Origin of the sequence: Citrobacter sp. S39 (assembly GCF_009495675.1) — a bacterium.
Taxonomy (GTDB): Bacteria; Pseudomonadota; Gammaproteobacteria; order Enterobacterales; family Enterobacteriaceae; genus Citrobacter; species Citrobacter freundii.
The window spans coordinates 3,546,429-3,568,972 of record NZ_CP045555.1 but is presented as its reverse complement, the minus strand read 5'-3'; the positions used below and the strand labels follow the sequence as shown (position 1 = coordinate 3,568,972).

At 50.1% G+C, this 22,544-nt stretch carries 24 protein-coding genes; 6 read left to right on the top strand and 18 right to left on the bottom strand.

The genetic code is table 11. The features are described 5' to 3' along the window. Window positions 1-27: 27 nt before the first annotated feature. From GFB57_RS17005 to GFB57_RS16965, 9 genes are all read right to left on the bottom strand, one after another. Window positions 28-1,137 carry an AI-2E family transporter gene (locus GFB57_RS17005; RefSeq protein ID WP_003029249.1) on the bottom strand — a complete coding sequence of 370 codons (1,110 nt, stop codon included), beginning with the start codon at window positions 1,135-1,137 and terminating at the stop codon, window positions 28-30. 165 nt (window positions 1,138-1,302) lie between these two features. Next, window positions 1,303-1,785, bottom strand: a complete 483-nt coding sequence (locus GFB57_RS17000) for a glutathione peroxidase (RefSeq protein ID WP_003029247.1) — start codon at window positions 1,783-1,785, stop codon at window positions 1,303-1,305. A gap of 84 nt (window positions 1,786-1,869) precedes the next feature. Further along, window positions 1,870-3,834 (bottom strand): GGDEF domain-containing phosphodiesterase, encoded by a 1,965-nt coding sequence (locus GFB57_RS16995; RefSeq protein ID WP_003029244.1) that lies wholly within the window; start codon window positions 3,832-3,834, stop codon window positions 1,870-1,872. Window positions 3,835-3,851: 17 nt separating this feature from the next. Further along, window positions 3,852-4,346: a molybdopterin-dependent oxidoreductase gene (locus tag GFB57_RS16990; RefSeq protein ID WP_003029241.1), complete on the bottom strand. Its 495-nt coding sequence runs from the start codon at window positions 4,344-4,346 to the stop codon at window positions 3,852-3,854. A 409-nt stretch (window positions 4,347-4,755) separates the two neighbouring features. After that, complete coding sequence (locus tag GFB57_RS16985) at window positions 4,756-5,397, bottom strand: PAS domain-containing protein (protein ID WP_003029239.1); 642 nt, start codon at window positions 5,395-5,397, stop codon at window positions 4,756-4,758. 127 nt (window positions 5,398-5,524) lie between these two features. Further along, complete coding sequence (locus GFB57_RS16980; RefSeq protein ID WP_003029236.1) at window positions 5,525-6,493, bottom strand: threo-3-hydroxy-L-aspartate ammonia-lyase; 969 nt, start codon at window positions 6,491-6,493, stop codon at window positions 5,525-5,527. 27 nt (window positions 6,494-6,520) lie between these two features. After that, a complete protein-coding gene (locus GFB57_RS16975; protein ID WP_003029233.1) occupies window positions 6,521-6,916 on the bottom strand; it encodes a RidA family protein in 396 nt (131 codons plus the stop codon). 222 nt (window positions 6,917-7,138) lie between these two features. Next, window positions 7,139-7,447 carry a monooxygenase gene (locus tag GFB57_RS16970; RefSeq protein ID WP_003029229.1) on the bottom strand — a complete coding sequence of 103 codons (309 nt, stop codon included), beginning with the start codon at window positions 7,445-7,447 and terminating at the stop codon, window positions 7,139-7,141. 36 nt (window positions 7,448-7,483) lie between these two features. Beyond that, window positions 7,484-8,275 carry a PhzF family phenazine biosynthesis protein gene (locus GFB57_RS16965; RefSeq protein ID WP_003029228.1) on the bottom strand — a complete coding sequence of 264 codons (792 nt, stop codon included), beginning with the start codon at window positions 8,273-8,275 and terminating at the stop codon, window positions 7,484-7,486. Window positions 8,276-8,404: 129 nt separating this feature from the next. Here GFB57_RS16965 and GFB57_RS16960 point away from each other — a divergent pair, with 129 nt between their 5' ends. Then, window positions 8,405-9,103: an RluA family pseudouridine synthase gene (locus GFB57_RS16960; protein ID WP_003029226.1), complete on the top strand. Its 699-nt coding sequence runs from the start codon at window positions 8,405-8,407 to the stop codon at window positions 9,101-9,103. A gap of 39 nt (window positions 9,104-9,142) precedes the next feature. On the opposite strand, the gene mdtK is transcribed toward GFB57_RS16960, so the two are convergent. Beyond that, entirely contained in the window at window positions 9,143-10,516 is a 1,374-nt protein-coding gene (gene mdtK, locus GFB57_RS16955) for a multidrug efflux MATE transporter MdtK (RefSeq protein ID WP_003029224.1), read from the bottom strand. 217 nt (window positions 10,517-10,733) lie between these two features. On the opposite strand from mdtK, the gene GFB57_RS16950 reads away from it, so the two are divergent. After that, window positions 10,734-11,381 (top strand): riboflavin synthase, encoded by a 648-nt coding sequence (locus GFB57_RS16950; RefSeq protein ID WP_003029220.1) that lies wholly within the window; start codon window positions 10,734-10,736, stop codon window positions 11,379-11,381. A gap of 41 nt (window positions 11,382-11,422) precedes the next feature. On the opposite strand, the gene cfa is transcribed toward GFB57_RS16950, so the two are convergent. Both cfa and punC read right to left on the bottom strand, forming a co-directional pair. Further along, window positions 11,423-12,571, bottom strand: a complete 1,149-nt coding sequence (gene cfa / locus GFB57_RS16945) for a cyclopropane fatty acyl phospholipid synthase (protein ID WP_003029219.1) — start codon at window positions 12,569-12,571, stop codon at window positions 11,423-11,425. Between the two features lie 290 nt (window positions 12,572-12,861). Beyond that, on the bottom strand, window positions 12,862-14,067 hold the full coding sequence (punC, locus tag GFB57_RS16940; protein WP_003029217.1) for a purine nucleoside transporter PunC: 1,206 nt from the start codon (window positions 14,065-14,067) through the stop codon (window positions 12,862-12,864). 113 nt (window positions 14,068-14,180) lie between these two features. Between punC and punR the strand changes: the two genes are divergently transcribed. Continuing rightward, window positions 14,181-15,113 (top strand): DNA-binding transcriptional activator PunR, encoded by a 933-nt coding sequence (punR, locus tag GFB57_RS16935; RefSeq protein ID WP_003029215.1) that lies wholly within the window; start codon window positions 14,181-14,183, stop codon window positions 15,111-15,113. Here the strand turns inward: punR and purR are convergent. Continuing rightward, the gene (gene purR / locus GFB57_RS16930) at window positions 15,110-16,135 is read right to left on the bottom strand and encodes an HTH-type transcriptional repressor PurR (RefSeq protein ID WP_003029211.1); all 1,026 of its coding nucleotides are present in this window, start codon (window positions 16,133-16,135) and stop codon (window positions 15,110-15,112) included. The genes punR and purR overlap by 4 nt on opposite strands. Window positions 16,136-16,432: 297 nt before the next feature. Between purR and cydH the strand changes: the two genes are divergently transcribed. Further along, on the top strand, window positions 16,433-16,522 hold the full coding sequence (cydH, locus tag GFB57_RS16925) for a cytochrome bd-I accessory subunit CydH (protein WP_003029209.1): 90 nt from the start codon (window positions 16,433-16,435) through the stop codon (window positions 16,520-16,522). A 175-nt stretch (window positions 16,523-16,697) separates the two neighbouring features. Further along, a complete protein-coding gene (locus tag GFB57_RS16920; protein WP_003029207.1) occupies window positions 16,698-17,867 on the top strand; it encodes an MFS transporter in 1,170 nt (389 codons plus the stop codon). A 39-nt stretch (window positions 17,868-17,906) separates the two neighbouring features. On the opposite strand, the gene sodB is transcribed toward GFB57_RS16920, so the two are convergent. Then, entirely contained in the window at window positions 17,907-18,488 is a 582-nt protein-coding gene (gene sodB / locus GFB57_RS16915) for a superoxide dismutase [Fe] (RefSeq protein ID WP_003029205.1), read from the bottom strand. Between the two features lie 127 nt (window positions 18,489-18,615). Then, complete coding sequence (locus GFB57_RS16910) at window positions 18,616-19,446, bottom strand: C40 family peptidase (protein ID WP_003029203.1); 831 nt, start codon at window positions 19,444-19,446, stop codon at window positions 18,616-18,618. A 334-nt stretch (window positions 19,447-19,780) separates the two neighbouring features. On the opposite strand from GFB57_RS16910, the gene grxD reads away from it, so the two are divergent. After that, window positions 19,781-20,128, top strand: a complete 348-nt coding sequence (grxD, locus tag GFB57_RS16905; protein WP_003029202.1) for a monothiol glutaredoxin 4 — start codon at window positions 19,781-19,783, stop codon at window positions 20,126-20,128. A gap of 53 nt (window positions 20,129-20,181) precedes the next feature. On the opposite strand, the gene rnt is transcribed toward grxD, so the two are convergent. The 3 genes from rnt to GFB57_RS16890 all read right to left on the bottom strand — a co-directional run bounded on the left by rnt (window position 20,182) and on the right by GFB57_RS16890 (window position 22,526). Beyond that, window positions 20,182-20,829 (bottom strand): ribonuclease T, encoded by a 648-nt coding sequence (gene rnt, locus GFB57_RS16900; protein WP_003029200.1) that lies wholly within the window; start codon window positions 20,827-20,829, stop codon window positions 20,182-20,184. 94 nt (window positions 20,830-20,923) lie between these two features. Next, window positions 20,924-21,331, bottom strand: coding sequence for a lactoylglutathione lyase (gloA, locus tag GFB57_RS16895; RefSeq protein WP_003029198.1), 408 nt, complete (start codon window positions 21,329-21,331; stop codon window positions 20,924-20,926). 97 nt (window positions 21,332-21,428) lie between these two features. Next, the gene (locus GFB57_RS16890; RefSeq protein WP_003029197.1) at window positions 21,429-22,526 is read right to left on the bottom strand and encodes an alkene reductase; all 1,098 of its coding nucleotides are present in this window, start codon (window positions 22,524-22,526) and stop codon (window positions 21,429-21,431) included. Window positions 22,527-22,544 lie beyond the last annotated feature (18 nt).

Here is a 22,544-nt window from a genome sequence, read left to right as displayed (position 1 = left end):
AAACCGCCTTCTGTTATCGTCCTGCAATCAAAAATCTGGAGGATTTTTTCCTTCTTCCATAAAGGCTTCGTCGATTCCTTCCACGTTACCTTCATGGTCACGCCCGGAAAACAGGTTCCAGCAGGTTATGAAAAGTGCAGCAACCAGGGGGCCAATCACAAAGCCGTTAATACCGTAGATCTCCATGCCGCCGAGAGTGGTAATCAAAATCAGATAGTCCGGCATTTTGGTGTCTTTACCTACCAGCAGCGGGCGCAGGATATTGTCCACCAGCCCAACGATGATCACAAAGAAGCCAACGATAAACAGCCCTTGCCATAGCTGATGGGTGGCGAACAGAAATATTGCTGCTGGTACCCAGACGATCGCTGAACCGACGGCGGGCACGAGGGAGAGAAACGCCATCAACGCGCCCCACAGAACGCTACCATCGATATCTACAATCGCAAACGCGATGCCGCCAAGAATACCCTGAACCAAAGCGACGACCGCCGTGCCCTTGACGGTTGCCCGCGTCACGCCGACGAATTTTGCAAACAGGTGCTGTTTGGCAAAATCAGAAAGCGGTAATGAGTCCAGAATCTGGCGCACCAGGTACGGTCCGTCCTTCAGTAAGAAGAACAGTAGATACAGCATGATGCCAAAGCTAATAGCAAAGCCGAATGTTCCTTTACCAATCAGGAACGCGCTGCCGGCGAGGTATTGTCCACCCTGCAGCACGACATCGGACAGTTTTTTCTGGATCTGCGCGACATCATCCAGATTGTGTTCTGCCAGAAAACCTCTGGCCCAGTCAGGAAGATACGAAAGAACAGAAGCGACGACCTCCGGGAACTGCGTGTCATTCTGTTGCAGCTTGGTGTACACCACGTTCAGTTCAATGGCCAGCGATGACAGGATTACCATCAGCGGGATAAAGACAATCAGACAGATAATGACGATGGTAATAAACGATGCCAGTCCGTTGCGGTCGCCAAGCGCGCTGCGCAGTCTGTTTTTTACCGGGTTAAAGATAGTCGTTAATATCGCGGCCCACAAAATGGCGGAAAAGTAGGGGGACAGCACATCGAAGAATGCCCAGGTCACGAGGGCAAGTATGAAAATGAAGAAACCTTTAGTCAGTCCGTTAAATCGCATTAGTAAACCCTGTAATGAAAAGCAGTCCCGACTATAGAACCGTTCAGAGGATTTACCAACTTTAGCTGAAGATTGCCGCTTATTTTGGCTAATACGGTGACTTACTGAAGATAAAAACCAATGAATATCCACAGTATTAATGTGATATTTGAATGACAGCAACCATTAGATTTTTAGTGCATCAAAGATGACGGTATCTATTTTTTCTGGAGTGGTGAAGGGGGCAAAACGCTTAAGCGGTTTTCCGTCGCGTCCGACCAAAAATTTAGTGAAGTTCCACTTGATCCTCCCACCCAGTATGCCGGGTAATTCATCTTTCAGGTAACGAAATACTGGGTGTGTAGCGGCACCGTTAACCTCCACTTTCTCAAACATTGGAAAACTCACGCCGTAGTTGACGTAGCAGGTCTGCGCGATTTCGTCGGCCCCACCGGGTTCCTGCTTACCAAACTGGTTGCAGGGGAAACCAAGCACCACCAGGCCCTGTGTGTTGTATTTCTTATACAGTGCTTCAAGGCCCGCATATTGTGGCGTAAAGCCACAATGGCTGGCGGTATTAACCACCAGTACCAGTTTGCCTGCATAGTCGGCCATTGAAATAAGCTGACCATTCAGGCTTGTGGCGGTAAGTTGATGAAAAGTGCTCATTTTTTAAACCTCAGGTCAGGGTGAGTTTAGCGTCGACATTGCCACTCAGCGCGTTACGGGCAGTTGAAGCCTGATAGAAAATCTTCATGGCATCGTTTTTCTGTTGTTTATTGGCACAACTTGACCATTTCTGATTTCCTCATTGACACAAGGTTGAGGTTTACCAAACAGATATCCTTGGGCGAAATCGCAGCCCAGCGCCTGAAGGCTTTTTAGTTGTTCCTGCGTTTCAACACCTTCAGCAACAGCCTTCATATTGAGGGATTTCGCCATGCCCGTGATCAGTTTGATGATATTAAGCGCATCTTCATGTGTGGATATTGAATGCACAAAAGACTTGTCTATTTTAATTTTATCGAAGGCAAGCTTGCTCAGGCGCGAAAGAGAAGAATATCCGGTACCAAAATCATCGATGGAGATTTTTACGCCCAGGGCTCTGAGCTTATTAAGCGTATTCATCGGTGTCGTACTCTCAGTGAAGAGAGAGGACTCTGTTACTTCCAGTTCAAGACGATCGGCTGGGAGTCCAGTTTCTTTCAGAATAGACAGTACGATACCGACAAAGGCTTTGCTGCTTAGCTGGACAGGAGAGACATTTACTGAAATTTTAGCAGGAACCGCCCAACAAGCCGCTTCCCTGCAGGCAATTTCAAGCACTGCTTTCCCCATCTCATTAATCATTCCGGTTTTTTCAGCAACAGGAATAAAGCTATCCGGCGACAGGAGGCCCTTCAGAGGATGGAGCCAACGAATTAGGGCTTCATAGCTATAAATTTCCTGGCTGAAGGAGTCAACAATGGGCTGGTAATAAACCACGAATTCTTTGTTCACTATTGCCAATGCCATATCATGCTCAAGCGTTCTGCTTTCTTGTAGCTTTTCTAACATTCGTTGTCGGAAGACTTTTATCTTACCTGAGCCTTCACCTTTGGCTTCATAAAGGGCCAGATCGGCAAATTTATAAAGATAGTCGGAACGACGTTCAGTGTCTGAGATAACAATGCCAACACAGGTGGTTATGTTGATAATCGTGTTATAAATAGTGTAGGGCTGGCTGATAAATTCACATATTTTCTGGGCCCGCGAAACGGCGTGGCTTTCTGTCAGGCCACTTGAGAGAAACGCAAATTCATCTCCACCCAGGCGATACAGCGTATCCGAAGTAAGGCTCATTGAAACCAGTCGGTCTGATATCTGGCGTAGCAACATATCACCGGCATCATGACCATACGTATCATTTACCTCTTTGAATCGATCTAAATCAAACAACATCACAGTCACAGAATCGTGATTTTTTTCTGCTATCTCAATTGTTTTATTTAAATCGCTCCAGAATAGTTGACGATTATTCATCTCGGTAAGAGAGTCATGGTAGACGTCATATTCCAGTTTAGCATTCTGGATTTGCAGCTTTTCTTTAGATTTCTGCAGTTCTTCGGCAAGACTCTTGACCTGCAGGTGCGCCCGCAGAATATTTCTGTTTTGATAGAAAATGAGCACGCCCAGGATCGCACTCAGTATTATCAGCAGCACCGAGGTTGCTGAGTAAATATAGTACAGCGTTTGAATTTTTTGGTTGGCGTTATTGATCGAGTTAACATCTTTGTTTAACGCACCAGATGAAAGACGACCCAGTGGCGCATCCAGAGTATGCATTTTTTTCAGATAAGCCTGGAGTGCCGAACGGTTCATTTTCTCTAGATTAACATCCAGAAAACTAAGAGTGTTTTCAAGTTTTACCGCCAGCTCACGGTGGGCTATATTGCTTTCTATGTAGCGCCCCAGGTCACCTTCTTTTATTAAATCACTCTGGCTGAGCATAATGTCGAGGCGCATGCGTACATCATCGAGATTCATCGTGTCATCGATAGTGTAAAGACCCAGCAATGACTCGAATCGGTAATATTGTGATACCAGCTGAGCAGCAGACCAGGAATCGGTGTAGTGAGTCAGTTTCTGTAACTCTTGTTGCCGTTCATGCACGAGGAAAGAGATATATCCGGTAGATATAAAAAGAAAAAAGATGATGCCAGCCAGTATTCTGTTCATGATGTTCCTCTGAACGTTTACTCAATATCCATACTACTGACCTGCCATGCAGACCTTGAATAATAAATCTGATTATTCAGTTCCGGCATGCTGTCATAGGGGTACACAATGAATAAAGGACCTTTATCACGGATGCGCATATATTTTCCGTTGATTTTTAACGCAAGGATGGCATTGTATTTTTTGAAATCACTGAGAGGGATTACGGTGGTGTAGTCATTGAGCGCAGTGACCTTTACAACCGAGCCGCTCGCGCCGACGTAATCCATGAGCTTTTGTAGTGGAATACCCGTAAAGGTAGTGCGTCCATTATACCAGGGGGAGGTGGTCTGGAAACTGACCATGCCCAGCTTCTCAAGGCTGGCGGTATCAAAAACGGCTTTCCCGTCTGCATTTGTATTTTCAATATTACCGGACAGCGTCAAAAGAACTGTACCGGAAGGCTGGGGAAGTTCACCCGCCCAGAGCTGGGTGGTGAGCACAAAGCTTACTAACATGACGATTAACCGCATACTTACCTCACCAATCAGCCGGATGTAAAAGAATTATAATTTAGATATCACTCTATTTATATATATTGCATAGGTATTATTGACGCAATAAAATCAACTTTATTTTTATTCCTCTAAATCAATGGGTTAGATTTTGTTTGTTTTATTATGATGTTTAATCAATGCTGATGGTGTTATTTGAGGAAAACGTAATCTCACTATGTATGTACAAAAATAAATCATTTATTGACCCAGTGCCAATAAATACCTACGAAAATAAAGGTTTATTTTTTTCCCTGCGGCGGGCGTTGTTTACTGGTTGATGGCTATATCGGATACGAAGCGGGCCAAAGTATAGCGGGAGCGCTTCGTGTCGGTAATCAAGAACAGACTTTTTATACTGCGGCTGGTGCGGTTCAACAGAACCCGTTTATTCACCCGCCTGAACTGACTGGCGGGCATACAGGTAGGCGGTGGCCCTCGATACGCCCAGATGCTGCGCCACCGTATCCATAGATTTGCGTACGTTAAGCAAACCGTCCTGGCGTAATTGTTGAATCAGCAGCTTACGGTCTTGAGGTTTAAGGGCTCGGGCCGTCGTAGCGCGTTTAGCGGCAAAGTCATCAATACGCTGGCGGATGACTTCGTTACTGCCGGGATCGATATGTTCCTTAATGGGGGAGTTTTCGGTTTCAGTAAAACGCGCAAGAGCACTCTGCATACCACGAAACAGTGTCATATCTACATTCAGACAGAGAGCTGCTACGTATCTGCCTTCTTCGTCCTTGATGCCAATTGAGGTACTTTTCACCGGGCGACCATCGGCAAACTGATTACTGTAGTTCGCAATGATGCTGGGAAAGTCAGGCGATGCGATTCTCGCCAGGCCAAGCTCGGTTGCTGGCTGGCCGGGTTGACGTCCGGACAGATTATTATGGATGGATAAAATGGCATGTTCAGGATTTTTGAGGTCATGAACCACCACTTCGCAAAACGGAGAGAAGGTCTCACTCAATCCCCTGGCGATAGTATCAATTTGGCTGAGAAGCGAGTTATTGTCGGTTTTTGGCATGCCAGTCTCCTGCGGTGATGCCTGTTGCCATGATTGCGAGCAGTTTACAGTGACCTGGGATCGTTTTTCCAGACGGCAATGTACAGACAGTAACATTAGGGTATCTGCATGACAGATACCCTGTTTATCATCCGGCCAGAAATTCACTGTAGCGGCTGATATCCACGTTTCCGCCGCTGATGATAATGCCGACTTTTTTGCCGCGAAGTTCAGCTTTGCGCGCTCTGGCGGCAGCAAAACCCAGACACCCGGTCGGTTCTACGACGATTTTCATGCGTTCAGCGATAAATTTCATTGAGGTGATTAATTCAGCGTCTGAAACCGTCAGAATATCGTTCACGTTTTGCTGGATAATCTGAAACGTATAGTTCCCGAGATGTTGGGTCTGAGCACCGTCAGCAATGGTTTTGGGCGTATCGATATGAACAATCTTTCCGCTACGAAACGACTGTTGACCATCGTTACCCGCCTCAGGTTCAACACCATAGACGATGCAGTCAGGAGACAGATGTCTGGCCGCCAGAGCGGATCCTGAGAGCAGGCCGCCACCGCCCAGACAAACGAAAAGGGCGTCTAACTGACCCACTTCTTCAATCAGCTCTTTTGTGGCGGTGCCCTGGCCTGCAATCACGTGCGGATGGTCGTAAGGGGGGATCAGCGTTAATCCCTGTTTCTCTGCCAGGTCCCGACCAATTTTTTCACGATCTTCAGTATAGCGATCGTAAGTTACCACCTTTCCGCCATAGCCTTTTGTTGCTGCAACTTTAGCTACCGGAGCATCATGCGGCATAATAATTGTTGCTGGAATCCCCAATAATTTTGCCGACAGTGCAATGGCCTGCGCATGGTTACCGGAAGAAAACGTCACGACGCCCGCAGCACGTTGTTGTGGTGTGAACTGGCGTAGCGCATTCATAGCGCCGCGAAATTTGAAGGCGCCCATTCTCTGGAAGTTTTCGCACTTAAAGAAGACTTCCGCGCCAAATTCTTCATTAACCGTTCGGGATGTCATCACCGGCGTTTTGTTAGCATAATCTGCGATGCGCTCTGCCGCAGCGGCAACATCGTTATAATCAGGCAGTGTCATTTCAGTCATTGTTGTTCACCTGTATGTTGTTAAATGTCACGCTTGCGGGGCCAGCGCCATAGCTTCAACTTCCAGCGCAAAACCATAATGAAGTTCCGCAACACCGGCTACTGCACGGGATGGACGGAAATCGCCGATCCACTCCCCATAGATTTTGTTAAACGTCGGCCACTGATTCATATCCGTCACATAGACGCGAACTGACACCAGATGCTGGCGGGAAACTCCAGCACCTGCCAGACAAGCATCAATATTCTGTAGCACCAGCCGGGTTTGATCTTCAAAAGAGGCATCCGCTTTTTTCTCACCGTCGAAAGTGACCGGCAATTGCCCGGAAATGAAGACGAAACCGCCAGCCGTTGTACTGTGCGAGTAATGACCTGCTGGCGGGAAGCTTCCAGCAGATGAGTTCAGTGTAATGTCCGCGGACATAATAAACCTCCAGTAGCTGATGATTCATTTTGTATAAAATAATACGATTTGTATTATTTTATACGCCTTTATGCCACATTCGGCTAGAGATAATTTTCGCGGGTGATGATTTTGTGAACTATTGCAAATGTGGCTAACGTAAATAGCTAACCTGGGTAGGAACGAAGAGGGGAAGGCAGGAGAGTGAAGAAACGCCCCGGGCGGGGCGTCTAAGGCAAAATACTAGCCGATGTGACCGTGGTTAATTTTAGTTAACGGTTCATTGATATCGAAGATTTTGAACGTCACGTCTTCCACACCCAGATGCTTCAGACGGGCGGTATGCTTTTTGATATAGGCCTGAGAGGTGTCTTCGTCCCGGAACAGGTAGATGCCACCCGCTTCGTGATTTGCTTCGTTCTCGGTCCAGATTTTCCAGATGAACCCCGGCTCCTGGTTGATTGATTCGGCCAGTTCAACGAGCTGACTCGACATCTCAGCCCCAAACGGACCATGAAAATCAAAGTGTATCTGCACGAGTTTGTTCGACATAAATCCTCCATGGATTGGTTATTTCGGGTAAGGCTGCTAGCGCAGCAGCACTTTACCGGTCAGATAAGTTATTGCCTGTCCACTGATATAAACACGCGTTCCTGCTAACTGACAGCGTAAATCCCCGCCGCGCTCAGAGACCTGGCGCGCCAGCATCTGTGTTTTATTCAGTTTTGCAGCCCAGTAAGGGATCAGCATGCTATGTGCCGAGCCTGTGACCGGGTCTTCCGCGATGGCTTCACCCGGGCAGAAGAAACGGCTGACAAAATCGTATTCCCCGTCACCCGGCGCGGTGATGCACACCATTTTCCCCAGCGGAAGCATGGCGTGGATGTTTGGGCGAACAGCCTCAACCTGCTGTTGATTTTCCAACACCACCATGTAATCGCGTGCCACGCGCATCTCTTTGTATTCGGTGATGCCTAATGTTTCCAGCAGTAAAGCGGGCGGCACGGCAGATTCGCTTTGCCAGGCAGGAAAATCGAGCGTCAGCCATTCACCGCTGCGCGTGACCGTCAGCGGTCCCACAAAGCAGGTAGCAAAATGGATTTTTGTATCCGGGTAATCCAGATGTTCAAAGATGACATGCGCGGTGGCAAGCGTGGCATGCCCACACAGATTGATTTCACCCTGAGTGGTAAACCAACGCAGCTCAAAACCATTCTCATTGGCGATAAAAAAAGCGGTTTCTGACTGGTTATGCTGCTGTGCCATCTTTAATAATGTTTCATCGGGCAACCAGTCCGTGAGCGGACAGACTGCTGCGGCATTACCGCCAAACGTCGTGGTGGTAAAGGCATCCACCATGTAAAAATCGATTTGTTGCACAGAATAACCCTCTCATCGCACTCAGGATAAATCACACTCTACCATGCCAGCCATTGGGTCAGCGCTCCGATTCGCCACTGCGGTGAAAATTCGTTATCATCCGTCCCCACACCTCATTCTGGCCGCCTGATGTCTACGATCCTCGATACCTTTATTGCCCCGCCTTGTCATGACGAGATAGAGACCCTCTATCGGGACGAGCATCTGGTGCTAATCAATAAACCCAGCGGGTTACTTAGCTTGTCGGGCAAAAATCCGCAGAATCTCGATTCGGTACATCATCGGCTGGTACAGATTTACCCTGGCTGCACGCTGGTACATCGGCTTGATTTCGGCACTTCTGGACTGATGGTGGTCGCCCGTAACAAGGCTATCAACGCTGCACTTTGCCAGCAGTTCAGCCAGCGTACGGTCACTAAGGTGTACAGCGCACTGTTATGCGGGCATCTGGAAAACGACGAAGGAGTTATCGATGCAGCGATTGCCAAAGACCCGTCGCTGTTTCCATTAATGTCAATTTGTGCTCTCAACGGCAAACCCGCACGTTCGCGCTATCAGGTTGTCGAGCGCTTTTATCATCGTCAGGAAAAGGGGGCGTTGCTCCCCTTGACGCGGGTACAACTGATGCCTGAAACCGGGCGGACCCACCAACTGCGGATCCACTGTCAGCTGTTGGGACATCCGATTTTAGGCTGTGATTTGTATGGCGGGCGTCTGCTGCCTGGCACTGAAAGGGTGCCGCGACTGATGCTGCATGCCAGTGAACTGCATTTCAGGCATCCCATTAGTGAAGCGTGGATGAACGCCCAAAACGCCAGCCCGTTCTGAGGATGTAAAAAAAGCCGCCAGACGGCGGCTATTTAGGCATTATCGTGCAGCTCGTTGCAATATAACCGCTGACGGCTGGCGTTGCAGAAAGCGCATCCGCAGCATCATCAGCACCGCCGCAGAGGTCAGGCCGATAATAAAGCCCATCCAGAATCCTGCTGGCCCCATGCGGTCAACCACCAGATCGGTCAGCGCCAGTATATAGCCGCTCGGCAGACCCAGCACCCAGTAGGCTGTAAAGGTTATAAAGAAAATGGAACGCGTATCTTTATAACCACGCAGGATCCCGCTGCCAATAACCTGGATAGAGTCCGATATTTGATACACCGCGGCCAGTAACATGAGCTGCGCGGCCAGGGTGACGACTTCCGGATTATTGTTGTAGAGCAGGGCAATATGCTCGCGGAATGTCACGGTGAAAAGCGCCGTTACGACCGCCATGCAGACACCGACACCCAGACCCGTTCTGGCTGCAGTTTGTGCATCCAGCGTGGAGCCCTGGCCCAGACGATAACCGACACGAATGGTGACGGCAGCAGCCAGAGACATCGGCAGGACGAACATTAACGAACTGAAGTTCAGTGCGATCTGGTGTCCGGCCACGTCGACAATCCCCAGCGGGGAAACCAGCAGAGCGACCACTGCAAACAGCGTTACCTCGAAAAATAACGCCAGCGCGATAGGTAAACCCAGTTGCACCAGACGCTTCATTACTGCGGTGTCAGGTTTCTGGAAACCACGCTCATTACGGATATCGCGCATTGAGCGCGCACGTTTGATGTAAGAGAGCATGGCGATAAACATCACCCAGTAAACAGCCGCCGTAGCCACGCCGCAGCCTACGCCACCCAGTTCCGGCATGCCTAAATGTCCATAAATGAAAACGTAGTTAACCGGAATGTTCACCAGCAGGCCGAGAAAACCCATCACCATCGCTGGTTTAGTTTTGGCTAATCCTTCGCACTGGTTACGGGCTACCTGGAAGAACAAATACCCCGGTGCGCCCCACAGCAAGGCACGCAGGTAGCCAACGGCTTTATCCGCCAGCGCCGGGTCAATGTTATGCATGGAGCGAATAATGTACCCTGCGTTCCATAGCACAACCATAATCAGCACGGAGACGCTGCCCGCCAGCCAGAATCCCTGACGTATTTGATGAGCGATACGGTCGCGGCGTCCGGAACCATTGAGTTGCGCAATGACCGGCGTCAAAGCCAGCAGTAGTCCATGACCAAACAGAATGGCCGGCAGCCAAATGGACGTACCAATGGCGACTGCCGCCATATCAGTAGCGCTGTATCCGCCCGCCATGACGGTATCAACGAATCCCATTGCGGTTTGAGCGATTTGCGCAAGAATCACCGGTATTGCCAGAGCTAATAACTGACGCGCTTCACTTACATACTTTTGCACGTGTACACCACTATATTGTTGTTATTTGAGAGACTAAAAAAGCCGCCTTATATGGCAGCAAGGAGAAAAAGCAGGGGAAATTTCAGTCTATTGTAGCGAGGAATACGTAATTCTCCAGTGAAAAAACAGGCGCTGGTGGCGCATTGCTGGCAACCTGAATTTCCACCTGCTATTGTGCTGTGCAGAGATGTCTTAATTGAGTTCAGGAGTAGGAAGTATGTTTACGGGTATTGTGCAGGGCACCGCAAAATTGGTGTCCATTGATGAAAAACCAAATTTTCGTACGCATGTTGTGGAGTTGCCTGAATATATGCTGGATGCGCTGGAGACCGGCGCATCGGTTGCCCACAATGGGTGCTGCCTGACGGTCACCGAAATTAACGGTAACCAGATAAGCTTTGACCTGATGAAAGAAACGCTGCGTATCACCAATCTGGGCGAACTGAAGGTCGGTGATTTGGTTAACGTTGAGCGTGCGGCAAAATTCAGTGATGAGATTGGCGGACATTTAATGTCGGGCCATATTATGACCACTGCCGAAGTGTCGAAAATTCTGACCTCGGAGAATAACCGCCAGGTGTGGTTTAAAGTCCAGGACCCGTCGCTGATGAAATATATCCTGTACAAAGGATTTATTGGTATTGACGGTATCAGTCTGACGGTCGGTGAAGTGACGCCGACGCGTTTCTGTGTACACTTGATCCCGGAAACGCTGGAGCGTACGACGCTTGGCAAGAAAAAGCTGGGCGCAAGGGTTAATATCGAAATCGATCCCCAAACGCAGGCGGTGGTTGATACTGTTGAGCGTGTGCTGGCGGCGCGTGAAAGCGCCATCAGCAACATAACGGGAGAAGCGGGAGCCTAAGCCTGAGAGTTAAGCCCTCGTTGATACGGGGGCGATAACGATTAACGGGGAACGCGCAGGCCGTGTTCAACGCCGCGAGAAAATACCACCTGCCATAACTGAATATCGCGAGCTCGAAACGCTCCGGCACAGGCGTTCAGATAATAGCTGAACATCCGTTTGAAACGTTCGGTATAGTTATCGGCGATTTCAGGCCAGGAGTTAATGAAACGTTCGTGCCAGGCCATCAGCGTCGTGTCGTAATCCGCGCCAAAATTATGCCAGTCTTCCATTACAAAATGTGGCTCGCTGGCGTTGGCAATCTGGCGAACTGATGGTAAACAGCCGTTCGGGAAGATATATTTATTGATCCACGGATCAACGTTATTGTCGGTCTTTTTGGAGCCGATGCTATGCAGTAAAAAGAGACCATCCGGTTTTAAATTGCGATCGACCACGTCAAAATAGGTGGCGTAGTTTTTCGGCCCTACATGCTCAAACATGCCGACGGAAACAATACGATCGAATTTGTCATTCAGGTCACGATAATCCTGCAGCAAAATTGTGACATCAAGCCCCGCACACCGTGACTGCGCCATTTTCTGCTGTTCTGCCGAAATGGTTACACCCACCACGCTGACGCCATATTCTGATGCCATAAACTGGGATAAGCCGCCCCAGCCGCAGCCTATATCGAGCACCCGCATCCCAGGCTTCAACTGCAGCTTTTCAGCAATCATTTTTAGCTTCGCCTGCTGGGCAGATTCCAGGGTATCGGCATCTTTCCAGTAGGCGCAGGAATACTGCATATAGGGGTCCAGCATGCGAGTAAAGAGATCGTTGCCTAAATCGTAATGTTCTTTGCCGACAACCCATGCACGCTTTTTGGTCTGCAAATTGAACAAGCGAGCAGCGGCAATTCGTAACGTATCTTTGAAGTGGCGGGGGAGTTGGTTTTCAAGACCGGCGCGTAGGACTTTACTAAAAAACATATCCAGCCGGTCGCATTCCCACCAGCCATCCATATAACTTTCACCTAACCCTAACGATCCTTCCTGCAATACTCGTTTGAAAAAATCGGGGTTCTTTACGCGAATATCCGCCGGTGCCGGGCCATTAATGGTAATGCCTGCACGGCTCAATAATTCATTGGTGATGCGGTACCAGTCATCATCCGGTACGCTGACGTCTTCTATACACGATGAACTCATAGCTTCTCCATCACTGGTCGGTGATCAGAACCTTAAAACAGCGTAGACGCTTTTTTGGGCTTTGTGAGAAATCTCACGGAATTAATCCGTGAATCTATAATCCGACGTAGAACAGAGGAAGGGAGGAACCCTTGCCGAAAAGACCATCCGTGGGAATACGGGAACATTCTTGTTCCCGTTAACACATAAAAATTATCGTTTTTTTAACATCCGGAAATCAGTATAGGCCTGAATTTTTGACGATTCAACTGATAATTCTTAGCGGGCTAATTAATTGCCCGCGACAATTATTAGTGAGACTCTCCGTGGGCAATTTGCGCGCGGTCATCTGTTTGCGGGGCGTCAGTTTTCTGCGATTGCATTTTGTAACCCACAGCAGCCAGCAATACCGTGGTCAGCATAACGCTGGTAGTGGTGAGCAGCGGGGTAGCAATCAACCAGGAAACGACAAGGCTTGCCAGGAAGCATAAACCCAGTTGTAGCGTATTCTGCAATGCGGCAGCGCGTCCAGTGGCCTGTGGGAAAGGGCGTAATGCTTGGGCGACAACGATAGGGTAGATTGCGCCGTTCGCAATCGCCATAACGCAGAATGGGATCAGGATTTCAGCCAATGCGACATGATGAATAAAGCCGGTCGCCCAGGTGCCTACAACGCTGAAGGCATACAGAATGAGTAACCAGGGCAGCAGCTGACGACCCTGCCATTTTTGCAGCGCAGCACGACAGCCGTAACCACCGATTAAAAAGGCGATAGTTTGCGGAACATAGCTCAGACCAATTACCGCTGGGCTATAACCCATTTCGCTAAGGATGAACGGGGAACCCGTCAGCCATGCAAAAAAGCTCGCAGAACAGGCGGCATAAATCAGCACGTTTCCACGGTAAGTTTTCGAGCGCAGCAAGGTGGCGAAAGTCAGTTTATCCTGGCTGTCATCGCGTGCTTTAGCTGAAGGCTTTAAACGCAGCGCCGGAAGCATCAGAATCAGAGTAATGGCGAACAGGGTGGCAAAAATGGCCTGCCAGGAAAAATGTACCAGGATCCAACTACCTAATAACGGGGCGAGGGCAGGTGATAACCCGACCAGCGGCATAATGGTGGCAAAGATGCGGTTTACTTTTTGTGAAGGATAATAGTCGGTAACCAGCGCTTGCCAGATAACCGATGCTGCACAGACGCCAACGGCCTGAACAAATCGCAGTACCAGCAGGCCTGTGGCGTTTTCAACCCACAGCATGCCCAGACTGCCCAGTGCGAAGATAGATAAACCCAGTAGCAAAATAGGCTTGCGACCATAGTGGTCAGAGAGCGGTCCCCACAGCAGTTGTGCGACGGCAAAACCGGCTAAGAACAAGCTCAGGCTGGCGCTGACGGCAGATGCAGGCGTTTGCAGATCGGACTGAATTGCGGCGAAGGCGGGCAGATACATATCTGTTGCCAGAAAGCCGAGCACGCTAAGGCCCGCCAGCCAGACTAAAAACCCTTTCCCAGGTTGCATCATCATTTCTCTTTTTTTAGCAGTAGAACAATGCCGCTGAGTGTAGTGAGTGTAATTCTCGCTGTGAAACGCTAATATTTGCTTACTGATTTCAAAATTTTTGCAGGCAGAATATGTGGTCGGAATATTCACTTGAAGTGGTTGATGCGGTTGCGCGTAACGGTAGCTTTAGTTCAGCCGCACAGGAGCTACACCGTGTACCTTCGGCGGTAAGCTACACTGTGCGCCAACTGGAAGAGTGGCTGGCGGTACCACTTTTTGAGCGACGCCATCGGGATGTGGAATTAACGCCTGCCGGGGCATGGTTTTTAAAAGAAGGTCGCTCTGTTATCAAAAAAATGCAGATCACGCGCCAGCAATGCCAGCAAATTGCCAACGGCTGGCGCGGACAGCTGGCGATCGCAGTCGATAACATTGTCCGCCCGGATCGTACCCGACAGATGATCGTGGATTTTTACCGTCACTTTGATGATGTGGAGTTGTTAGTTTTTCAGGAAGTGTTTAACGGCGTATGGGACGCGCTGTCCGATGGACGCGTGGAGCTGGCCATCGGCGCCACACAGGCGATTCCGGTAGGGGGGCGCTATACCTTCCGCGATATGGGAATGCTGAGCTGGAGTTGCGTGGTAGCCAGCCATCATCCACTGGCATCAATGCCCGGACCGCTAAGTGATGATACGTTGCGCAACTGGCCGTCACTGGTGCGCGAAGATACCTCCCGTACGTTGCCAAAGCGTATTACCTGGCTGCTGGATAACCAAAAGCGCGTCGTGGTGCCTGACTGGGAATCATCCGCTACCTGCTTATCAGCAGGGTTGTGTGTTGGCATGGTACCGACGCATTTTGCCAAGCCGTGGATCGATAGCGGCAAGTGGGTTGCGCTGCAACTGGAGAACCCCTTTCCTGATGCCGCATGCTGTCTGACATGGCAGCAGAACGATACGTCACCGGCATTGAGTTGGCTGCTGGACTATTTAGGGGATAGTGAAACGTTGAACAAGGAATGGCTGCGGGAGCCAGATGAGACTCCCGCACAACAGGCTTAACGGCGATAATCGCGGAACGGACCGTCGGCAACGGAGCGACGCTCAACCAGACGTGGATGCACCTCGATAGACTGTGACTCTTCACGTTTATTCACGATACGGTCTAACAGCATGTTGAAGGCCGTTTCACCTAGTGAATCCTTCGGCTGGTGAATGGTCGTTAAGGCCGGCGTGAAGAAGCGGGCGTTGCGCACGTTGTCGTAGCCGATGAGTGAAACATCCTGTGGTACGCGCAGACCCATTTCGTCAGCGGCGCACAGCGCACCCATCGCCATAATATCGCCACCGCAGAAGACAGCGGTCGGACGATGCGATTGCGAAAGAATTTGCTGCATGGCGCGATAGCCGGACTCAGGCTCGAAATCGCCCTGGACAATCCAGTTATCAGGCACTTTAATCAGCGCTTCTTCCATCGCTTTCATAAAGCCCGCCAGACGCCCGGCCCCGGTATTACGTTCCATTGGACCTGGGATCACGCCAATTTCACGATGACCGCGTTCTACCAGATACCGACCCGCCATGTAACCGCCTTCGAAGGCGTTATCAATGACCGTATCGGTAAAGTCGGCTTTAGCTTCGCCCCAGTCCATGACGACCATCGGAATATGGCGATACTCTTCGAGCATCGAAAGCAGCGACTCCGGATACTCAGAACACATCACCAGCAGACCATCAACGCGCTTTTGCGCCATCATCGACAGATAGGCCTGCTGCTTTTCGAGACTGTTCCATGCGTTACCCAGAATCAGCGTATAGCCTTTCTGGAAACAGTTTTTCTCCACGGCTTCGATAATTTCTGCGAAATAGGCCGCTTCGCTGCTGGTCGCCAGCAAGCCAATAGACTTGGTGTGATTCACCTTCAGGCTGCGGGCAACTGCGCTCGGAGAATAGTGCAGTTCTTTGATCGCTGCCCAGACAGCATTACGCGTTTCTTCCGCGACAAAGCGCGTCTTGTTAATTACGTGTGATACGGTTGTAGTGGAAACGTTTGCTCGCTTCGCTACATCTTTAATTGTTGCCATTACATCTCACTCCAGACCATATCCTAAGCTCCTGAGAATACTCCAGGTAAACGTTTGCCTTTACACACCCTTAGCGCAACGTAAGGGTTGCGGCACGCCGGGAAAACGACACGGAACGTCAGGAAGGGGTCAATGGCCGGTACGCTAATCAAGTAAGCGTGGAATTTTGTCTGATCTTAACGAAAAGGGGAAGAGTTAAAAGCAGTTATCAATATAAATCGTGAGAGATTTTTGCTTTCAAGTGTGTAAAAATGCGCAATATCACTTTTTGTGTGGGAATAAAAAGGAGAAAACTTGATGAGCACCGATCTGAAATTTTCGTTAGTGACTACCATTATTGTTCTGGGTTTGATCGTCGCGGGTGGCCTGACCGCAGCGCTGCATTGATTTCCCCGAGGGAGTTAGCTCTCCCTCACTCTTTCCGCTCGTCTATCTCTTCTATTGTTTGCTAATTAGCAAAAGTCTTTTGCAATTTTGTTAACTTTATTAATTTTGCGATCAATGTCATGCTTTTGACTCTTATTTTATGTCGCGCCACGGCTCGACGTTACGGAGTCGCAATATGAAACTCAATTATCCTTTACTGGCGCTGGCGATCGGAGCGTTTGGCATTGGCACCACCGAATTTTCGCCAATGGGATTATTGCCCGTCATAGCCAAAGGTGTGGATGTCTCGATTCCGGCGGCCGGCATGCTGATCAGCGCCTATGCGGTAGGTGTGATGGTAGGTGCACCGCTGATGACATTGCTGCTGTCTCATCGCGCGCGACGTAATGCTTTGATATTCCTGATGGCGATTTTCACGCTGGGTAATGTGCTTTCGGCTATCTCGCCGGATTACACCACGCTAATGCTATCGCGTATTTTGACCAGTCTTAACCATGGGGCCTTTTTTGGTCTCGGTTCAGTGGTTGCTGCCAGTGTTGTACCCAAACATAAGCAGGCCAGCGCCGTAGCAACGATGTTTATGGGGTTAACCATCGCCAATATTGGCGGCGTTCCGGCGGCGACATGGCTTGGTGAAACCATCGGCTGGCGCATGTCATTTATGGCCACTGCGGGTCTGGGCGTCATTGCTATGGTTAGCCTGTTCTTCTCCTTACCCAAGGGTGGAGCCGGAGAGCGCCCGGATGTTCGCAGCGAACTGGCGGTACTTATGCGCCCACAGGTGTTGTCGGCGTTACTGACTACCGTACTGGGTGCTGGAGCGATGTTCACGCTTTATACCTACATCTCGCCAGTTCTGCATACTATCACTCATGCCACTCCGGCATTTGTTACCGGGATGCTGGTGTTGATAGGCATTGGTTTCTCGATCGGTAACTACTTTGGTGGCAAGTTTGCTGACCGTTCAGTCAACGGTACGTTGAAAGGCTTTTTACTGCTGCTGATGGTTATTATGCTGGCCATTCCTTTCCTTGCGCGTAATGAGCTGGGGGCGGCGATCAGTATGGTGGTCTGGGGCGCGGCGACGTTCGCGGTCGTTCCACCGTTGCAGATGCGTGTGATGCGCGTTGCCAGTGAAGCGCCTGGATTATCATCGTCAGTCAATATTGGCGCGTTTAATCTGGGGAACGCTCTGGGTGCAGCGGCCGGTGGGGCGGTGATATCAGGCGGCCTGGGCTACAGTTTTGTGCCAGTGATGGGGGCGATTGTGGCGGGTCTTGCGCTGCTGCTGGTGTTTATTTCCGCAAGAAGACAGCCAGAAGAGGCTTTCACGACCGCGAATTAATGCAAAAACGCAGAAGGAAGCCCTTCTGCGTTATCTTTTTTATGCTGCGAAGTTCTTCGCAACAAATTCCCAGTTCACCAGCGCCCAGAAATGTTCCAGGTAGCCAGGACGGGCATTGCGATAGTCGATGTAGTAGGCGTGTTCCCATACGTCAACGGTCATCAGCGGCGTCGCGTCGGTAGTCAGCGGAGTACCTGCGTTGGAGGTGGAGACGATAGCCAGTTTGCCATCAGTTCCTTTAACCAGCCAGGTCCAGCCAGAACCGAAGTTTTTGATAGCGGCATCGGTGAACTGCGCTTTGAAATCTGCAAAGCTGCCAAAGGAGGCGGCAATTGCATCGGCCAGTTTACCGGTTGGTTCGCCACCTGCGTTCGGTGCCAGGCAGTTCCAGTAGAACGTGTGGTTCCATACTTGTGCTGCGTTATTGAATACACCGCCTTCAGAGCTACGAACGATCTCTTCCAGTGATTTGCCTTCAAACGCCGTGCCTTTAATCAGATTGTTCAGATTGGTCACGTAGGTTTGATGGTGTTTGCCATAGTGATATTCCAGCGTTTCGGCAGAAATGTGCGGTGCCAGAGCATCTTTGGCATACGGTAATGCAGGTAATTCAAACGACATTGCTTCTCTCCTTATTATTTATATTGAGTACACACAATAGCCTCATTGTGAGTAAGGATAGGGTAGCAAATTGAAAGGTTATGCAAAAGAAGAACTTACCCTACAGCATGTTCTGTAGGGTAAGTTTTTAGCGAATTGTTTTTGGCGTCATTACCCGACGAGCGCCCACATAGTGGCGCTGCCAGTAATCTTCGCTCAGAGAGGTGATTTGAATTTCCTGCCCGCTACGCGGTGACTGAATAAACTTACCGTTTCCGACGTAGACGCCGACGTGATCGGCTGTTCCGCGACCCTGGGTACGAAAGAAGACCAGATCGCCATTTTTCAGTTCGCCACGTTCAATCGGTGCGGCATCACGCAGATGATACATTTCGTTCGCGGTACGCGGAATGCGGAACTTCACCAGATCTTTATAGGCGTAATAAACCAGACCGCTGCAGTCAAACCCGGTTCTTGGCGAGGAACCGCCCCAACGATAAGGTTTACCGATTTGGTTCATCAAAGTGGACATAGCGGTTTTAGTCGCTTTCTGCACTTTCACTTTATGGGCGTCAGCAAGCGTAGTTGGTGCAGTGGTTTTCACCTTCACGCAGCGTGGTTTATGACCTTTGCGCGGTGTGCATTTTTCAGTCCAGGTAACAGCTGCGGTTTGTGCTACGGCAGTTTTACCACGACGATTTGCAGTTTTAGTCGACTTTGCCGGAGTGGCAGTGCGTTTTTTAGAAGAGGAAGCGGTTTTGGTGCTGGTTTTACTGGTGGTTTTTGTCGCCGTTTTCTTGCTGGTCTTTGTTGTTTTTTGGCTGGTTGTTGCGCTTTTCTTTTTATCTACCGTTTTGATGGTGTGAGAATTGGTAGGTGTCGCCCTGGCTTGCTTGGAAGCATGAGCCATAGGCGTAAAGGGCAGTGTAGTAAAAAGTAAAGCACAGAGCGTGATCGAGATTCGGTTTATCCGCGCCACTGAGCAGTCCTCTGGTAAGGCAGGTCTATCGTGCCTGCGTGTGATTTTCAAAACTTGACGATTCTAATCTATAGAAAGAGGGAAAGTTAATAGCTTTTTTTGTTTAAAACTATGTTTCGTAACCGACCGCAAAAAAAAACATCAATTAACGTTGGAGTTGGTGAACAGATAATCAAAACCACATGTTTGAAGGGGATAAATGAGATTATGAATGCAACTTTTAGCGTCAGGGGATAAAATAATAACGCGTAATGAAAATGTTATTTTCCGTTGCCTGTCTGACCCGTTACAATGTCAGACTACTGCCGTAAAAGAAGTTTAAGGAAGCAAGATAATGAGCACCACTATCGAAAAAATCCAGCGCCAGATCGCTGAAAACCCGATTCTCCTGTACATGAAAGGTTCTCCTAAACTGCCAAGCTGCGGTTTCTCCGCTCAGGCTGTGCAGGCGCTGTCAGCCTGTGGTGAACGCTTTGCTTACGTTGATATTCTGCAGAACCCGGATATTCGCGCCGAACTGCCGAAATACGCAAACTGGCCAACTTTCCCACAACTGTGGGTTGATGGTGAGCTGATTGGCGGTTGTGACATTTTGATCGAAATGTACCAGCGCGGTGAGTTGCAGCAGCTGATTAAAGAAACAGCTGCGAAATACAAAACCGAAGAGCCGGACGCTGAGTAATATCAGCAGAAGTAAAAAAGCGACCTGAAATGGTCGCTTTTTTTATGTCGCCGTTACGCTTCTTCAGGCACGGGAAGAGGCCAACCACCGAGACGTTTCCAGCGGTTAACGATTTCGCAAAACAGCACGGCCGTACGTTCGGTGTCATACAGTGCCGAGTGTGCCTGATTCCCGTCAAACTCCATTCCCGCCGCCAGGCACGCTTTTGACAACACCGTTTGCCCCAATGACAGACCGCTTAATGCCGCAGTATCAAAGGTGACAAATGGATGAAACGGATTCCGTTTCAGCGAGGCGCGTTCTGCTGCTGCCATCATGAAACTGTGGTCGAACGTAGCGTTATGCGCCACCATGATTGCCCGATTGCAGCCGCTGTCTTTAATGCCTTTACGCACCATTTTGAAGATGGCATGCAGAGCGTCATATTCGCTGACCGCGCCGCGTAGCGGATTGTTCGGGTCAATACCGTTAAAGGCGAGGGCCTCCGGCTGCAGATTCGCGCCTTCAAACGGCTCTACGTGGAAATGTAACGTCGTGTCCGGCATCAGCCAGCCTTGTTCATCCATTTTCAGTGTGATGGCTGCAATCTCAAGCAGCGCATCGGTTTTGGCATTGAACCCTGCGGTTTCGACATCAATGACGACAGGATAAAAACCACGAAAACGGTCACACAGACCGGAAAGTTGAGCGTTATCGGACATCTGGGTCTCTTAATACGGGAAAATTGCAGCGCGTATTATGGCAAAATGATGAGTATAAAACTACGGGCACAGACGATCTGCGCCCGAGGGGAAGTTAGTCGCCCAGGCCGCGCCCGGCGTCTTTCTCTTCGATCAGCTCAATTTTATAGCCGTCCGGATCTTCAACGAACGCAATCACTGTGGTGCCGCCTTTTACCGGACCCGCTTCACGCGTTACGTTACCGCCATTCTGGCGAATACGTTCACAGGCTTCAGCCGCGTTGTCTACGCTCAGGGCGATATGGCCATAGGCAGTACCCAGCTCATACTTGTCGACACCCCAGTTATAGGTCAGTTCGATTACGGCTTCACTGGTTTCAGGACCGTAGCCGACAAAAGCCAGAGAGTACTTGTATTCAGGGTTTTCGCTGGTACGCAGCAGCTTCATGCCCAGCACGTTGGTATAAAACTCGATGGAACGCTGCAGGTCACCCACGCGCAGCATGGTATGGAGTAAACGCATCTTTTTCCCCTTCGAAAATGGCTAATACAATCAAAATGTTGTTTTAGTATAGCGGCGTTGTTACGCCGCTATCAATGGCAGAACGGAGATTGTGACGTTAGAGGGTAGGATAGTCGGTGTAACCTTCCGCGCCGCCGCCGTAGAAGCTCTCGGCACGTTGCGGATTCAGTTCCGCTTTGCGTTGCAGACGCGCCACCAGATCCGGGTTAGCAATATAGGCACGACCAAAAGCAACGGCGTCGATCAGACCTTTCTCGATCAGCGCTTCTGCCTTTTCAGGGGTGTAGGCACCAGCACCAATGATAGGACCGTGGAAGCGCGCGCGAACTTTTTCGCGGAACGCATCGGAATACGGCTCACCACCGGCCCAATCCGGCTCAGACATGTGCAGGTAAGCGATTCCACGCTTGCCCAATTGTTCAATCAGATACAGCGCATCGGCTTCTTCGTTCGGACCGTTGTCAACGTTCTGGAATGAGCCAATCGGGGAGACGCGAATACCAATACGATCGGCACCCCATTCTTTAATACCGGCATCAACCACTTCCAGCACAAGACGCGCACGATTTTCGACGCTACCGCCGTATTGATCGGTACGCTGATTAGAGGTTGGCGACAGGAACTGGTGCAGCAGGTAGCCGTGGGCAGAGTGCAGTTCAACCATGTCGAAACCCGCTTCGCGCGCGTTGGCTATCGCCTGACGGAAGTCATTAACGATGCCCGGAATCTCTTCGGTTTCCAGCGCACGTGGCATTGAGGTATCGGCACGCGTTGCCAGACCGTTTTCATCGCGCAGCGAGGTGCGGGTTCCAGCACTAATCGCGGAAGGTGCAACTGGAGCTTGACCATTTGGTTGCAGACTGGCGTGAGAGATGCGTCCGGTGTGCCACAACTGGACAGCAATATGACCTTGCTCAGCGTGTACGGCAGCGGTGATTTTCTTCCATGCGGCAATTTGCGCTTCGCTGTGTAAGCCGGGTGCTCCGGCATAGCCTTTCGCCTGTGCGGAAATCTGCGTCGCTTCGCTGATAATAAGACCCGCGCTGGCGCGTTGACGGTAATACTCGGCCATCAGCGGAGTAGGGATGTCGCCAGGCTCAATACTGCGCAGACGCGTCAGTGGCGCCATGAATACGCGGTTTGCTGCCGTAATGGCACCCACTTTCAGTGGGGAAAACAGTTTTTCAGATGACATGTGGCACTCCTGAATAGA

What these genes read in the sequence shown, in the direction of transcription:
- cydH (WP_003029209.1), top strand. Translation starts at nt 16,433, where the DNA reads ATGAGCACCGATCTGAAATTTTCGTTAGTGACTACCATTATTGTTCTG.
- sodB (WP_003029205.1), bottom strand. Translation starts at nt 18,488, where the DNA reads ATGTCGTTTGAATTACCTGCATTACCGTATGCCAAAGATGCTCTGGCA.
- punR (WP_003029215.1), top strand. Translation starts at nt 14,181, where the DNA reads ATGTGGTCGGAATATTCACTTGAAGTGGTTGATGCGGTTGCGCGTAAC.
- rnt (WP_003029200.1), bottom strand. Translation starts at nt 20,829, where the DNA reads ATGTCCGATAACGCTCAACTTTCCGGTCTGTGTGACCGTTTTCGTGGT.
- GFB57_RS17000 (WP_003029247.1), bottom strand. Translation starts at nt 1,785, where the DNA reads ATGAGCACTTTTCATCAACTTACCGCCACAAGCCTGAATGGTCAGCTT.
- GFB57_RS16920 (WP_003029207.1), top strand. Translation starts at nt 16,698, where the DNA reads ATGAAACTCAATTATCCTTTACTGGCGCTGGCGATCGGAGCGTTTGGC.
- purR (WP_003029211.1), bottom strand. Translation starts at nt 16,135, where the DNA reads ATGGCAACAATTAAAGATGTAGCGAAGCGAGCAAACGTTTCCACTACA.
- GFB57_RS16970 (WP_003029229.1), bottom strand. Translation starts at nt 7,447, where the DNA reads ATGTCGAACAAACTCGTGCAGATACACTTTGATTTTCATGGTCCGTTT.
- GFB57_RS16890 (WP_003029197.1), bottom strand. Translation starts at nt 22,526, where the DNA reads ATGTCATCTGAAAAACTGTTTTCCCCACTGAAAGTGGGTGCCATTACG.
- GFB57_RS16995 (WP_003029244.1), bottom strand. Translation starts at nt 3,834, where the DNA reads ATGAACAGAATACTGGCTGGCATCATCTTTTTTCTTTTTATATCTACC.
- GFB57_RS16985 (WP_003029239.1), bottom strand. Translation starts at nt 5,397, where the DNA reads ATGCCAAAAACCGACAATAACTCGCTTCTCAGCCAAATTGATACTATC.
- grxD (WP_003029202.1), top strand. Translation starts at nt 19,781, where the DNA reads ATGAGCACCACTATCGAAAAAATCCAGCGCCAGATCGCTGAAAACCCG.
- GFB57_RS17005 (WP_003029249.1), bottom strand. Translation starts at nt 1,137, where the DNA reads ATGCGATTTAACGGACTGACTAAAGGTTTCTTCATTTTCATACTTGCC.
- GFB57_RS16950 (WP_003029220.1), top strand. Translation starts at nt 10,734, where the DNA reads ATGTTTACGGGTATTGTGCAGGGCACCGCAAAATTGGTGTCCATTGAT.
- cfa (WP_003029219.1), bottom strand. Translation starts at nt 12,571, where the DNA reads ATGAGTTCATCGTGTATAGAAGACGTCAGCGTACCGGATGATGACTGG.
- gloA (WP_003029198.1), bottom strand. Translation starts at nt 21,331, where the DNA reads ATGCGTTTACTCCATACCATGCTGCGCGTGGGTGACCTGCAGCGTTCC.
- GFB57_RS16975 (WP_003029233.1), bottom strand. Translation starts at nt 6,916, where the DNA reads ATGTCCGCGGACATTACACTGAACTCATCTGCTGGAAGCTTCCCGCCA.
- GFB57_RS16960 (WP_003029226.1), top strand. Translation starts at nt 8,405, where the DNA reads ATGTCTACGATCCTCGATACCTTTATTGCCCCGCCTTGTCATGACGAG.
- GFB57_RS16990 (WP_003029241.1), bottom strand. Translation starts at nt 4,346, where the DNA reads ATGCGGTTAATCGTCATGTTAGTAAGCTTTGTGCTCACCACCCAGCTC.
- punC (WP_003029217.1), bottom strand. Translation starts at nt 14,067, where the DNA reads ATGCAACCTGGGAAAGGGTTTTTAGTCTGGCTGGCGGGCCTTAGCGTG.
- GFB57_RS16980 (WP_003029236.1), bottom strand. Translation starts at nt 6,493, where the DNA reads ATGACTGAAATGACACTGCCTGATTATAACGATGTTGCCGCTGCGGCA.